We start from the raw sequence: 13,325 nt of genomic DNA, 5'->3' as shown, positions 1-13,325 counted from the left end.
CATACTAAGAAAATCTCGCCTGTTATTTCAAAAGCAATTTGGCTATCTGAGCTTTTTCATCATCGGATTTTGCTTTGAGTTCATTAGAACCTCGAGTAATCGTCGCCACACCAACCCCCAACATTTGGCTCACTTGACGTTGCGATATTTCACCTTTCAATAGCTCACAAACAATATTTGCACGTGCCAGTAGCGCGTCTCTTTCATCGGGTGTCATTAACATTGTCAACAGCAGCTCATGTTGCTCGGTGTCTGCTGCATGCTTAATTAAATCCATTAATTGTTGCCAATCTCGATATTGAGGTTCTAATGACATATTACTGCTCGATTCAAAATTAATGATCCTATTGTAAAGGGTTCAAACGCCATTGGAATCAATATTTAGTTTTCATTTCATGTTCATTAAGAAAGGCGCCATCCACCCCCATTAAATCTCGATAATAGGTTTCAAACATCAATATATTCTGGACATAACCACGGGTTTCTTTAAACGGAATCGCCTCAATAAACGCATAAGCATCCAACTTCTCGTTAGTTCGCTCTCGCCACTGTTTTACTCGGTTAGGGCCAGCGTTATAAGCGGCCAACGCAAAAATACGGTTGTTGTCATATTGCTCTAACAGTCCATCTAGATAATGGCTACCAATTTCAATATTTTTCCCCACTTCGTACAGCTCATTTTTCCCCTGATAATTTAACTGGTATTTTTTAGCCGTATACTTAGCTGTTGTCGGCATAATTTGCATGATGCCTCTTGCCCCTACTGGCGATTGAGCTTCGCTGTCTAATGCACTTTCCTGTCTCGCCAGAGACATTAAAGTTATCGGATCAATATTGTGCTTTTCCCCATAAAAATTAAACCACCACATATGGGCGATAGGGAAACGTAAACTCGTGTTGTCCCACATTTTGGCGGAAATAGAAGCGGCAACAGACAAGTGATGCCAACGTTGCGTTGATGCATAAGCAGCGAGCATCTCTTTTTCTTTGGTTGGGCTATTTTTAAGGAGCCAACGCCACTCACTTTTTGCGGCGGTGATCTTATCTGTATTGATGAGCTCCTGAATACGCGTTAACGCTACTTGATGGTGTTTGATCAAAGCGTGATCCAGAGTTATCGTCGTCACTGGATACTGAATAGATTGCTTAATCTCCTTGGCAGCGGCTACGCTATAAAAGTTTCTCAAGCCCACTATTTTTTCAAGCCTTTGATGGCCGGATGAAGTATCCCCTAGTGCAATTTCGGAGCGCCCTAACCAATACTGCCATCGCGGTAATTGTTGGTAAGAGTTAGGCAGTAGTGCTGTCCACTTCTGTAAACCTTCCCAGTCTGCATGTTGAATCGACAGTCTGATTCGCCTTTCTATTAGAGAGCGGTTTTGTGATGTTTTAATGGCTTCATCACGCCAGTTAGCCAACTCCGAGGAATCGGTATTAATTAAGCGAAATGCGAGAAAATCAGCCAGTTCCTGTTGACTTTCCTTTGGTAATTGCTGCGCATTAACAACCTCTTCAAAGGCACTTTGTGCTTGCTCTATATCTTTACGAGCAAGCTTCTTTAAAGCATACACGCTGAGTTTTTGATGAAAATCATTCGGTTTATGTTTGCTAGCAAAATCCCCTACTGATTGAGGTTCACGGTACAGAGACTGCATTTCTTTTGCTTGTGTCGCCGCTGAGGAGCTATTAAGCTGCTTCATCAAGTAGTTCATCAAACTGCTGTTACCCGCTTTAAAAGCAAGTAACATTCTCTCTAAAATCAACGGATCCGTTTTAAGCCCTGCTTCACTCCACGCTTTAAACAGTGGGTCACAAGCATCCGACACCCCTTCCCCGCTTAACCAAAGATCATTGGCCCCTTTGAATGCTTTCGCCTTGTCACCCACCTTAAAGTGCGCGTAATAATAGTGGCACTGATACGTTTCTCCATTAGGTCGCTTTGTTTGAAAGGCCAGCAAGGTCGACCAATCCTTTTTCGACGCTAGCTCATCAAGATACGGAGCTCGGATTCGATAAGAAAAAGGAAAACTCTGATAAGTATCGATAAAATGGCTCACATCCTCTGGCGTCTTTTGTTCAAGCTCGGCCAAGAATGCTCGATAGTCGACATAAGGCGTTAATGGGTAAGAGGCGATCTGTTCTCGCATCTGACGATATTGTTTAATGTTTTTATCGTCTAGAAGCTGTTGTGCTTGCTGATAGAGTTTTCTTTGAGTCGTTATACTTGACGATGTTTCAGCATACGAAGTACCGCTCATCAATGAACTAACAGCGATCATTGAGGTAAGAAGGCGTTGCGGTAGAGTGAATGGCATTAACTTCATTAGCTCTCTTCCTGTTGAGATAAGGTTTGATTCCCTTTAATTACGCTAATTCTAGCCTTAAATGTAAAGCGTTTAAGTGTAAATAGAGATAATTTAATAAATGTGCGACAAAAACATTTACGTCAATCGAGATATCAGCTTCATTTGATAATCGCTCACCGTATTCATGAGACAAAAGCACGCTCCTTAGTAACAAAAACATGTAGATTGGTATAAAATACCTCTTTTGTATCCACAAACATTAGGAACGATCGGCAATGGCTGAATACGTATATACCATGTCTCGGGTGAGTAAAACGGTGCCCCCGAAACGTCAGATTCTGAAAGATATCTCTCTAAGCTTTTTTCCTGGAGCCAAAATCGGTGTTTTAGGTCTCAACGGTTCAGGTAAATCAACACTACTGCGTATTATGGCAGGTCTTGATACCGACATTGATGGTGAAGCTCGCCCACAGCAAGGTTTAAAAGTCGGTTATCTCCCACAAGAGCCTGTTCTTGATGAATCTAAAACCGTTCGTGAAATTGTTGAAGAAGCCGTTTCAGATGTCGCTGGAGCCTTAAAACGTCTAGACGCCGTTTATGCGGCCTATGCGGAACCTGATGCAGACTTCGATGCTCTAGCAAAAGAACAAGGTGAGCTTGAAGCCCTGATTCAAGCGAAAGACGGCCACAACCTAGAAACAGCACTAGAGCGCGCTGCTGATGCACTTCGTCTTCCTGAATGGGATGCGAAAATCGAATTTCTATCAGGTGGTGAACGTCGCCGTGTTGCTATCTGCCGTTTACTTCTTGAGAAGCCAGACATGCTGCTTCTTGATGAACCGACTAACCACTTGGATGCAGAATCGGTCGCATGGCTTGAGCACTTCCTGGTGGATTACAGCGGTACGGTTGTGGCGATTACCCACGACCGTTACTTCCTAGACAATGCGGCAGGCTGGATTCTAGAACTTGACCGTGGTGAAGGTATACCATGGCAAGGTAACTACACGTCTTGGCTAGAACAGAAAGATGAGCGTTTGAAGCAAGAAAAAGCCGGCGAAAGCGCGCGTCAAAAAACAATTGAAAAAGAACTGGAATGGGTTCGTCAAAACCCGAAAGGTCGTCAAGCTAAGTCTAAAGCTCGTATGGCTCGTTTTGAGGAAATGACAACAGGCCAATACCAGAAGCGTAACGAAACCAACGAGCTGTTTATCCCACCTGGTGAGCGTTTAGGTGACAAGGTACTTGAAGTTAAGAACCTAACTAAGTCATTTGGTGATCGCGTTCTTATCGACGACCTATCATTCAGCATGCCTAAAGGCGCTATCGTCGGTATCGTTGGTGCCAACGGTGCAGGTAAGTCAACACTGTTTAAGATGCTAAGTGGCGCTGAACAGCCAGAGTCAGGCACCGTTGAACTTGGCGAAACGGTTAAGCTTGCTTCTGTTGATCAGTTCCGTGACAGCATGGACGACACAAAAACCGTATTCCAAGAGATCTCTGAAGGCGCTGATATCATTAAGATCAACAACTTCGAAATCCCTGCACGCGCATACTGCTCTCGCTTCAACTTCAAAGGCAACGACCAACAGAAAATCATCGGCCAGCTTTCTGGTGGTGAACGTAACCGTGTTCACCTAGCGAAACTGCTAAAAGCGGGCGGTAACGTACTGCTACTCGATGAACCGACCAATGATCTTGATGTTGAAACGCTACGTGCACTTGAAGAAGCACTGCTTGAGTTCCCAGGTTGTGCCATGGTTATCTCGCATGACCGTTGGTTCCTAGACCGTATTGCAACGCACATTTTAGATTACCGCGATGAAGGACAGGTCAACTTCTACGAAGGCAACTATACTGAATACAGTGAGTGGCTGAAGAAGACATTAGGTGCTCAAGCGGCAGAACCACACCGTATTAAGTACAAGCGAATTACCAAGTAGTCACAAGCTTAATAGTGGAATCAAGAACCGCAGACATTCTGCGGTTTTTTTGTATCTGTGTACCCTTTAATTTCATCATTGAAAAGAAGCTAAAGGCATTCTAAGAGCTGAGGCACATTGAACATCGCGGAACTTTGCTATGATGATTAATTAAACGTCGAAACACATGCTATTGAAGCGCATACATTTGAATCAGAAACACTTGAAGCTAATGCACTTACAGCTAATTCATTTACAGCTAATACATTCACAGTAAGTACAGAGAAAGAAGAGATATCACTATGGTTGAAAAACGTCGATTTTCAAGAGTTGTCTACAAAGCATCTGCTGTTGTTATGCAAGGGAATACCTCTGTAGACGCACACATTCAAGACTTATCGCTGCATGGCTTGCTGCTCAGTGCAGAGCCAAGCTGTAATCAGCTTAATGAAAATCAAGTGGCTGATGTTCGGTTCTCACTGCCAGACAGTGACATTGCGATCCAAATGACCGTCAATTTAATCAAGATTGATAACAATATCATTCGAGCGAGTATCAACCATATTGATATCGACAGTATCAGCTATTTAAAACGGCTCATTGAATTAAACGTTGGTGACGATAGCCTGCTGCACCGAGACATCGAGCATCTATCCGATCTTGGCGAACACACTCACTAAGAGCAATACGGGTAACATAAACATCGGTGAGCTTTGATTTACTGACTAAAAAACAAAAAGAGCAACCAAGGCTGCTCTTTGAGACTTTCTATGCACTTTCACTCGTTAAACGCACTAAGACTATCTTTTGCCTGCTTAGATCTAACCTCTGTGGATAGCGTCGTTCGCTTGCTTTAATAAGTTTTGGCTCTCATTCATAAACTGCGAAGAGTAATCACCGAACCAATCACTGACTTCATTAAAACTCGTGATAAAGGCCTTTTTATCTTTTCCTTCTAATATTTCTAACGCATCACCAAAACGCTGGTGAAAACGCTTGATCATATCTATGTTGTCCTGAGAAGAGAAAATGATATCGCCATACAGGTTAGGATCTTGGCCAAATAGACGGCCCACCATGGCCAGTTCAAGCCGATAAATCGGCGAACTCAATTGCAATAACTGATCAATATTCGGGTTTTCTTTGCTTAAGTGTAAACCGTAAGCAAAAGAGGTAAAGTGACGTAAAGCTTGGATCAGCGTCATGCCATTATCATGCTCATTGGCATCGATTTCACACAATGAAGCTCCCCAAATGGCAAACTGTTTCAACAGCCACTGGTAACTCTCTTCACCTCGACCATGACAATAAACTATGACTTGTTTCGCCAAACTCGGTACATCAGGGCCAAACATTGGGTGTAAACCGACAACGGGGCCTTGATGAACGTTAAGCATCGTTTCCAATGGCATCGATTTAATTGACGTCAAATCGCATAAAATACAGTCAGAAGGTAAGTTCGATAGTTTCTCAATGACACCTTGAGTAAGATGAATAGGCACGGTGACAACCACGAGTCCAGCGTTGTCTAAGATCTCATCGGCTCTATCCCAATCTTGGCTTCCCAGCACTTTTACCTGGTAGCCAGAAAGAGTGAACATGCGGCCAAATAAGCCACCTAATTGCCCTTTACCACCAACAATAACAACCGATCTTAACTCTGGGTTTAGGCACTTGAATCCGGAATCTTTTTCACTAGCATAGGACTCTCGCATGGTTCTTCTCAGAATATCTTCGATCAGTTGTGGTGGCACACCTTTTTTCTCTGCCTCATGCCGACGTGATGCAAGCATTGCCGCTTCACGATCAGGGGCATAAATAGGTAATCCATGCTCACTTTTGACTTCACCAACTTTCTCAACCAACGACAAACGTTGTGCAAGTAAGTCCAATATTTGCTTGTCTACCGCATCTATTTGCTCACGCAATTCGTTTAATTCAACAGCCATGCTAGTTCCTTTTTACCCTTTCAGGCGATTTTCCAAAAACGGCACTAATTCTGTGTGCGCGTGACGTAATAGTGCCTCAGTTGCTTCCCAATTGATACACGCATCCGTAATGGAAATTCCATATTTCATGTCACTAAGCGGTAAATCAGATGATTGATTTCCTTCGTGAATATGGCTTTCAATCATAAGACCAATAATTGACTGATTTCCTTCGCGAATTTGATGAATCACATCTTCAGCAACTAAAGGCTGGCGGCGGTAATCTTTACGGGAATTAGCATGACTGCAATCCACCATTAATGACGCATCTAAGCCAAACTTGGCCATGTCTTGCTCACACTCAGTCACGGATACTGAATCGTAGTTGGTCTGTTTACCACCACGGAGAATAACGTGCCCATTTGGGTTACCTTGAGTGGTTAAAAGCGCGACCTGGCCTTCACGGTTAATCCCCATGAAACGGTGACTGGATGAAGCTGCTTGCATGGCATTAATCGCGGTCGATAAGCTACCATCCGTACCATTTTTAAAACCAATCGGCATTGAAAGCCCACTGGCCATTTCTCGGTGCGTTTGTGATTCGGTTGTTCGGGCACCAATTGCTGCCCAGCTAAATGTATCAGCTAAGTATTGTGGACTGATCGGGTCAAGTGCTTCTGTTGCCAACGGGATGTCCATTTCAGCAAGCTCAACCAGCAGTTCACGGCCCACATGAAGACCATGCTCAATATCAAATGAACCATCGAGATGAGGGTCATTAATCAGGCCTTTCCAGCCAACCGTGGTTCTCGGCTTTTCAAAGTACACTCTCATCACAATGTAAAGCTGGTCGCTTAACTCTTCAGATAACGCTTTTAAGCGCTTCGCGTATTCTCTAGCGGCGTCTATATCGTGAATAGAGCAAGGACCGCAAACAACGAGTAAACGATGATCTTTTTTATGAATAATATTGGCGATGTTCTGACGTGCTTCTTGAATAAACTGGCGTGCTTTATCGCTCAAAGGTAACTTGGTTTTTAGCTCTTCAGGAGTAATTAACACCTGTTCATCACTAATATTGATATTACTTAATTCACTTTTCTGCATAATCAAACCTGTACATTATTTTTTACATTAAATTTTTTAGCATTCAACAACCTGCCATAGCCATAAATTAACAGGATAAAATGACATTTCAAGTGTAAATATTAAAAAACACAAAGTGTAAATATATAATTACACATATTCTTTGGTTATCTTTCATTGAAAAGAGGGTGACTAATGGTGTTTTATTGCGCTCTTCTTATCTAGAATATCCTTACTTCTCTTCATTTGGATGGCATTATGGATCTTATCCTGTCGTTACTTCAGCAGATGTGCGTCTACCTCGTTTTGGCTTACATGCTCAGTAAGACGCCCATTTTTCTCCCTTTGCTGAACATATCAAATCGTATTAGCCATAAGCTCAGTGTTTATGTCCTATTTTCTCTGTTTTGCATTATGGGCACCTACTTTGGTTTACAAATCAATGATGCGATAGCAAATACTCGAGCGATCGGCGCGGTCATGGGGGGAATATTTGGTGGGCCTGTCGTAGGATTTTTTGTCGGACTCACTGGTGGCATGCATCGCTACTCTTTGGGCGGTTTTACCGATGTCGCTTGCGCAATATCAACCACCGCAGAAGGGCTCATAGGCGGACTCGTGCACACTTACTTTGTTAGAAAAAACAAAGTAAGTCAGCTATTTAGCCCCAGTATCGTATTTGGGACCACATTGTTTGCTGAAATTATACAAATGCTCATCATTTTGCTGGTTGCCAAGCCTTTTGCACAATCGTATGCCCTAGTCTCTGACATTGCCGCTCCTATGATCATCGCTAATTCCTTCGGGGCAGCACTGTTTATGAGTATCTTACAAGATAGAAAAACCATCTTTGAAGAGTATTCTGCGACGTTTTCACGTCGAGCCTTAAACATTGCAGAGCGCTCTGTTGGCGTCCTTTCTTCTGGATTTAATAGCAGAAATGCCGAAAAAATCGCACGTATCGTCTACGAAGAAACCAGTGTCGGTGCCGTCTCCATAACGGATGACCAAAAGATCTTGGCGTTTGTCGGTATAGGGGATGATCACCATAAGCCAGAGACACCCATCTCATCGAACAGCACGTTAGAGGCGATCAGTGAAAACAAAATCAAGTACCTTGATGGAAAAGAGACGCCCTACCAGTGCTCATTATCCCCAAAGTGCAAACTCGGCTCTGCTTTAATCATTCCATTACGAGCGGGCGATCGAGTCATCGGAACCATTAAGCTTTACGAACCAAAGCGAAAACTCTTTTCGACCATTAATATGTCGATGGCTGAGGGTATTGCTCAGTTGCTTTCAAGTCAGATTCTCTATGGTGATTATCAACAGAAACAGATCTTGCTATCACAAGCCGAAATAAAATTGCTTCACGCTCAAGTGAATCCACATTTCTTGTTCAATGCATTGAATACTATTAATGCCATTATTCGCCGGGACCCCGATAAAGCGCGTGACCTCATTCAGCATCTGTCGCATTTTTTTCGCAGTAACCTTAAGCAAAATATTGAGACCGTGACGCTAAAAGAAGAGCTTGCCCACGTTAATGCTTACCTGACCATCGAAAAAGCGCGCTTTAGTGAACGGTTAGAGATCGATGTGAACATTGACCCATTACTACTCACGCGACAGCTCCCTAGCTTTACACTCCAGCCTCTGGTTGAAAATGCCATCAAACATGGCACATCACAGAAACTGGAAGGCGGTATAGTTCGGATTTACAGTCAACCGGTTTTACAAGGTCAACGTATTGTTGTGGAAGATAATGCCGGTCACTACCAAGCACCGAGTGACGATCACTCTGGTTTAGGAATGTCCATCGTTGATAAACGCTTAACCAATAAGTTTGGGCGTGATGCGGCACTAAAAATTGAAGTGGAAGAGAACCAATACACTCGAATGAGCTTTATTATTCCCACTCAAGAAAACCGCTAAGGAATGAGTATGCTTTCGGCTTTGGTTATTGATGATGAATTACTTGCTCGAGAAGAGCTCTCTGATCTACTCGAAGAAACCGGCAAAGTATCCGTGTTGGATACTGCCAGCAATGCCATTGAAGGGCTGAAAAAAATTAATCAGTTAAAACCTGACGTGGTCTTTCTTGATATTCAAATGCCTCAAATTACCGGCATTGAATTACTAGGCATGCTTGATCCAGAGACGATGCCCTATGTTGTGTTTGTTACCGCTTATGACGAATATGCGATTCAGGCTTTTGAAGATAACGCATTTGATTATTTACTAAAGCCAGTCAATCCATGCCGATTGGATAAAACGATATCTCGCCTTCAAAAGCACACGAATCCGATAGAGCAAAAGATCTCAACCATTGCCCCACCATCGCTTGAGCAAGTACCATGTATTGGATTAAACCGCATCATGATCATCCCAACGCTTGATGTTGAGTTCGCCTACACCGATATCAGCGGCGTGCACGTACAAACTCAGCAGCAAACCGCGACCTGTCAACTCACCTTAAAAGTGCTCGAAGAGAAAACCCCATTAGTTCGCTGTCACCGTCAGTACCTAGTCAATCCAAAAGCCATTAAAGAGATTAAACTATTAGAAAATAACCTAGCTGAAATCGTAACGGTGAGCCACCATCAAGTTCCAGTCAGTAGACGTTACTTAAAAAGCTTAAAAGAGATGTTGGGATTTCACTAAAACCTTTATGGCATGCTTAAACTTCATGGTTCAGTGACGTGCAATCTGTCGTGAAAAACCACCCTAAAGTGGTCTCTCATTTTAAATCTCGGTACATTCTTAGACGTAAGTACATTCTTATCCGTAAGCACATTCCTAGCCGCAGAGAACACAGACGATCACTAGCCGAGCATTATTTTCATCGCTTCTGACGCTTGCTTCCATTGGTTTGAACCGCGTAATTGAGACAGACTGAAAGACTGTTTTTTCAATAATGTCTCAGCGATAGGCACATCCATGATAGGCAGGTTATCAAGGACTTCGACTTGAGCATCCCGCTTGTTACACACCAGAAGCATGTCGCATCCCGCGACCAATGATTGATGAGCTCGCTCAGCTGGGCTTCCCATGATCGATGCGCCTTCCATGGTTAAGTCATCAGAAAAAACCAACCCGTTAAAGCCCAGTTTTTGACGTAATATTTGTTGCAGCCAATATTCAGAACCGCTGGCTGGCTGATCATCATAATGAGGGTAAATAACATGAGCTGGCATCATGGCGTCCAATACTCCCGCTTCAATCTGAGCCCTAAAAATGGCCATGTCTGATTCAAAAATATCATCTCGATGATCATAAGGCGTTTCTAGGTGTGAGTCTGCTAATACACCACCATGGCCTGGGAAATGTTTCCCTGTCGTCGCCATACCCACGGACTTCATCCCCTGCATAAACGCTGTGCTGTAACAAATAATATCGTCAACACTGTCACCAAAGGCGCGGCTGCCTATCGCCTTGCATTCATGTCCTTTATCTAAAACAGGCGCGAAACTAAGATCGATATCATGGGCGATAAGTTCTGCAGCCATCAACCAGCCACCTTGCTGAGCCAATGGTGCTCCCTCTTTACTTCTCGCGTATTCTTGAGCCGCTGGAATGATCGAAAAGCCTTCTCGGAAGCGCTGTACTCGGCCCCCCTCTTGATCGACGCCAATTAAGAATGGTCGCTTAACCGTTTTACGGATCGCTTTGTTCAATGCTAATAGCTGCTCACTATCGTGATAGTTTCGAGCGAATAGGATCAAACCGCCCACCGTTGGGTGCTCTAGAATTTCTTTGTCTTCTGCCGTCAGTTCATAGCCTTCAACGTCGACCCATAATGGACCCATATCTTCTCCTAACTCCGCATAAATTCGCTAAGTCATCGAGATTATTCGCTTTAAAAATGCTTTACAATGATTTTAGGTTTGAACTCAGTGAATATACGATGAAACAACCAGAACTTTACATTGGCGTGATGTCGGGAACCAGCATGGATGGCGTTGATACCGCTTTAGTGCAGATTGATGGTGAGAACGTTCACATGCTCGCACACGACGAATACCCAATGCCAAGCGACATAAAATGTCGCTTATTGAATATTGCCACAGGTCAGCTAACCAATTTGATTGAAATAGGTGAACTGGACCACCAACTTGGCCGACTGTTTGCGGATGCGGTTAATGCGCTACTGGATAAATCCGGTTACCAAGCCGATCAAATTGCAGCGATTGGTAACCATGGACAAACCGTCTTTCATCAGCCTACAAGCGATTTCCCGTTTACCATGCAGTTGGGTGATGCCAATATCATTGCTGCCCAATGTGGCATTGATACTGTTGCCGATTTCAGACGCAAGGACATGGCGCTTGGCGGGCAAGGCGCTCCGTTAGTCCCCGCTTTCCATCAAGCTATTTTTAGTGCGACTCACTCCAGCGTCGTCGTGTTAAACATTGGGGGAATATCGAATATTTCAGTGTTGCGCCCAAATCAAAAGGTCATCGGCTACGATACCGGGCCAGGAAATATGCTGATGGATGCTTGGTGCCAAAAGCACCGAAACCAACCGTATGATAAAGATGCCGAATTTGCGTATCAAGGTAACGTCGAACCTTCGCTTCTCTCTGCATTACTTGCCGAAAGCTATTTACAGAAACCCCCACCGAAAAGTACCGGACGTGAGCTGTTTAATCTCGATTGGCTTACGAAACATTTAGCGGACCATCACGTGTCCGCCGAGGATGTCCAGCGTACGCTGTGTGAATACACCGCCCTCACTATCTGTGAACAAGTCAGGCTCTATCAAGTCGGTCAATCCCCAGAATTATTAGTTTGTGGCGGAGGGGCACAGAATCCATTGCTCATGATGCGTTTAGCCGAGCTGTTACCAGACTGGCAGGTTGCTTCCACTTCAGAAAAAGGGGTCGATGGTGACTTTATGGAAGCCATCGCTTTTGCCTGGCTAGCGCAAAGACGCCTTCATGGACTAAGCAGTAATTTGCCTGAAGTCACCGGTGCCCGTAAGCTTGCCTCCTTAGGCGTAATCTATCCATCCAATTAAAAGGCTTAACATGACTAATGATGCCCTTATTTCTGCCCTATCTCATCTAGTATCGGAAGGGCGTAACCCCGACACCATGGATATCGATCTTCTTTCAGCAGAGCAAATAGTGAGCAGGCTCAATCAACAGGATAAGCAAGTGCCTATCGCGGTTGAGAAAGAGTTGCCTCAAATCGCAAAAGCGGTTGAAGCCATCACGAAGGCATTTAGAAACAATGGTAGGCTTGTTTATATGGGCGCAGGAACCAGTGGTCGATTGGGGGTACTTGATGCGTCAGAGTGCCCGCCCACCTTTGGGGTATCGGATAAAATGGTCATCGGGCTTATCGCTGGGGGGCCAGAAGCGATACTCAAAGCCAAAGAAGGCGCAGAGGATTCTCTAACCCTTGGCGTTGATGATCTTAAAAGCATCAACTTTAATCACAAAGATGTGGTGGTTGGCATTGCCGCCAGTGGTCGAACGCCCTATGTCATTGGCGCGCTGGAATACGCAAACGACATTGGAGCAACAAGCGTCGCTTTATCTTGCAATCCCGACTCTCCTATTGCTGAAATCGCACACATCGCCATCAGTCCAGTCGTGGGGCCAGAAGCCCTAACGGGATCGACTCGATTAAAGTCAGGAACCGCGCAAAAACTTGTGCTGAATATGCTCACAACAGCCAGTATGATTCGCCTCGGGAAAAGCTACCAGAACCTAATGGTCGATGTAAAAGCCACCAATAAAAAGTTGATTGCTCGTGCCGCTCGAATCGTCACTCAAGCAACCGAGTGCGATATTCAACAAGCAACGAAAACACTGGAAGTCACTGGATACGATGTGAAGTTGGCTATTCTGATGATTTTGACCGGGTTGGACCTCGATAGCGCGAAGCAACAACTTCTGCACCAACACGGATTTCTTAGAAAGGCGGTTGAAAGTAGCAAGCCCTCTTAACTGACATAATTTAGCTGATGTGGCTTAACTAATCTGCCTTAACTAATGTGGCTTAACTAATCTGCCTTAACTAATGTGGCTTAACTAATCCGCCTTTAACATAACATTCGCTTAGCTCGTGGGCCA

The 13,325-nt window shown here is 44.2% G+C and carries 11 protein-coding genes; 6 read left to right on the top strand and 5 right to left on the bottom strand.

The genetic code is table 11. From position 1 onward, the window contains the following. Positions 1-22: 22 nt before the first annotated feature. Entirely contained in the window at positions 23-316 is a 294-nt protein-coding gene (gene trpR / locus QF117_RS09040; protein ID WP_017035446.1) for a trp operon repressor, read from the bottom strand. 58 nt (positions 317-374) lie between these two features. Further along, positions 375-2,279 carry a murein transglycosylase gene (sltY, locus tag QF117_RS09035; protein ID WP_282389448.1) on the bottom strand — a complete coding sequence of 635 codons (1,905 nt, stop codon included), beginning with the start codon at positions 2,277-2,279 and terminating at the stop codon, positions 375-377. A 302-nt stretch (positions 2,280-2,581) separates the two neighbouring features. Here sltY and ettA point away from each other — a divergent pair, with 302 nt between their 5' ends. After that, complete coding sequence (gene ettA, locus QF117_RS09030; protein ID WP_282388637.1) at positions 2,582-4,249, top strand: energy-dependent translational throttle protein EttA; 1,668 nt, start codon at positions 2,582-2,584, stop codon at positions 4,247-4,249. A 281-nt stretch (positions 4,250-4,530) separates the two neighbouring features. After that, the gene (locus QF117_RS09025; RefSeq protein WP_282388636.1) at positions 4,531-4,908 is read left to right on the top strand and encodes a PilZ domain-containing protein; all 378 of its coding nucleotides are present in this window, start codon (positions 4,531-4,533) and stop codon (positions 4,906-4,908) included. A 141-nt stretch (positions 4,909-5,049) separates the two neighbouring features. Here QF117_RS09025 and tyrA read toward each other — a convergent pair whose 3' ends face one another. Next, entirely contained in the window at positions 5,050-6,177 is a 1,128-nt protein-coding gene (gene tyrA, locus QF117_RS09020; RefSeq protein ID WP_282388635.1) for a bifunctional chorismate mutase/prephenate dehydrogenase, read from the bottom strand. 12 nt (positions 6,178-6,189) lie between these two features. Then, entirely contained in the window at positions 6,190-7,263 is a 1,074-nt protein-coding gene (locus tag QF117_RS09015) for a 3-deoxy-7-phosphoheptulonate synthase (RefSeq protein ID WP_282388634.1), read from the bottom strand. A 237-nt stretch (positions 7,264-7,500) separates the two neighbouring features. On the opposite strand from QF117_RS09015, the gene QF117_RS09010 reads away from it, so the two are divergent. Further along, positions 7,501-9,177: a sensor histidine kinase gene (locus QF117_RS09010; RefSeq protein WP_282388633.1), complete on the top strand. Its 1,677-nt coding sequence runs from the start codon at positions 7,501-7,503 to the stop codon at positions 9,175-9,177. A gap of 9 nt (positions 9,178-9,186) precedes the next feature. Further along, positions 9,187-9,906 carry a two-component system response regulator BtsR gene (gene btsR, locus QF117_RS09005; protein ID WP_282388632.1) on the top strand — a complete coding sequence of 240 codons (720 nt, stop codon included), beginning with the start codon at positions 9,187-9,189 and terminating at the stop codon, positions 9,904-9,906. Positions 9,907-10,067: 161 nt separating this feature from the next. Here the strand turns inward: btsR and nagZ are convergent, their stop codons facing one another. Further along, a complete protein-coding gene (gene nagZ, locus QF117_RS09000) occupies positions 10,068-11,051 on the bottom strand; it encodes a beta-N-acetylhexosaminidase (RefSeq protein ID WP_282388631.1) in 984 nt (327 codons plus the stop codon). Between the two features lie 98 nt (positions 11,052-11,149). Between nagZ and QF117_RS08995 the strand changes: the two genes are divergently transcribed. Continuing rightward, positions 11,150-12,262, top strand: a complete 1,113-nt coding sequence (locus QF117_RS08995; RefSeq protein ID WP_282388630.1) for an anhydro-N-acetylmuramic acid kinase — start codon at positions 11,150-11,152, stop codon at positions 12,260-12,262. Positions 12,263-12,272: 10 nt separating this feature from the next. Then, positions 12,273-13,199 carry an N-acetylmuramic acid 6-phosphate etherase gene (gene murQ, locus QF117_RS08990; protein WP_282388629.1) on the top strand — a complete coding sequence of 309 codons (927 nt, stop codon included), beginning with the start codon at positions 12,273-12,275 and terminating at the stop codon, positions 13,197-13,199. Positions 13,200-13,325 lie beyond the last annotated feature (126 nt).

Origin of the sequence: Vibrio sp. YMD68, from assembly GCF_029958905.1 — a bacterium.
Taxonomy (GTDB): Bacteria; Pseudomonadota; Gammaproteobacteria; order Enterobacterales; family Vibrionaceae; genus Vibrio.
This window is presented reverse-complemented; position numbering and strand designations above follow the sequence as displayed.

Bases quoted from the DNA above. Each gene is read 5' to 3' on its own strand.
- trpR (WP_017035446.1), bottom strand. From the start codon at position 316: ATGTCATTAGAACCTCAATATCGAGATTGGCAACAATTAATGGATTTA.
- sltY (WP_282389448.1), bottom strand. From the start codon at position 2,279: ATGATCGCTGTTAGTTCATTGATGAGCGGTACTTCGTATGCTGAAACA.
- ettA (WP_282388637.1), top strand. From the start codon at position 2,582: ATGGCTGAATACGTATATACCATGTCTCGGGTGAGTAAAACGGTGCCC.
- QF117_RS09025 (WP_282388636.1), top strand. From the start codon at position 4,531: ATGGTTGAAAAACGTCGATTTTCAAGAGTTGTCTACAAAGCATCTGCT.
- tyrA (WP_282388635.1), bottom strand. From the start codon at position 6,177: ATGGCTGTTGAATTAAACGAATTGCGTGAGCAAATAGATGCGGTAGAC.
- QF117_RS09015 (WP_282388634.1), bottom strand. From the start codon at position 7,263: ATGCAGAAAAGTGAATTAAGTAATATCAATATTAGTGATGAACAGGTG.
- QF117_RS09010 (WP_282388633.1), top strand. From the start codon at position 7,501: ATGGATCTTATCCTGTCGTTACTTCAGCAGATGTGCGTCTACCTCGTT.
- btsR (WP_282388632.1), top strand. From the start codon at position 9,187: ATGCTTTCGGCTTTGGTTATTGATGATGAATTACTTGCTCGAGAAGAG.
- nagZ (WP_282388631.1), bottom strand. From the start codon at position 11,051: ATGGGTCCATTATGGGTCGACGTTGAAGGCTATGAACTGACGGCAGAA.
- QF117_RS08995 (WP_282388630.1), top strand. From the start codon at position 11,150: ATGAAACAACCAGAACTTTACATTGGCGTGATGTCGGGAACCAGCATG.
- murQ (WP_282388629.1), top strand. From the start codon at position 12,273: ATGACTAATGATGCCCTTATTTCTGCCCTATCTCATCTAGTATCGGAA.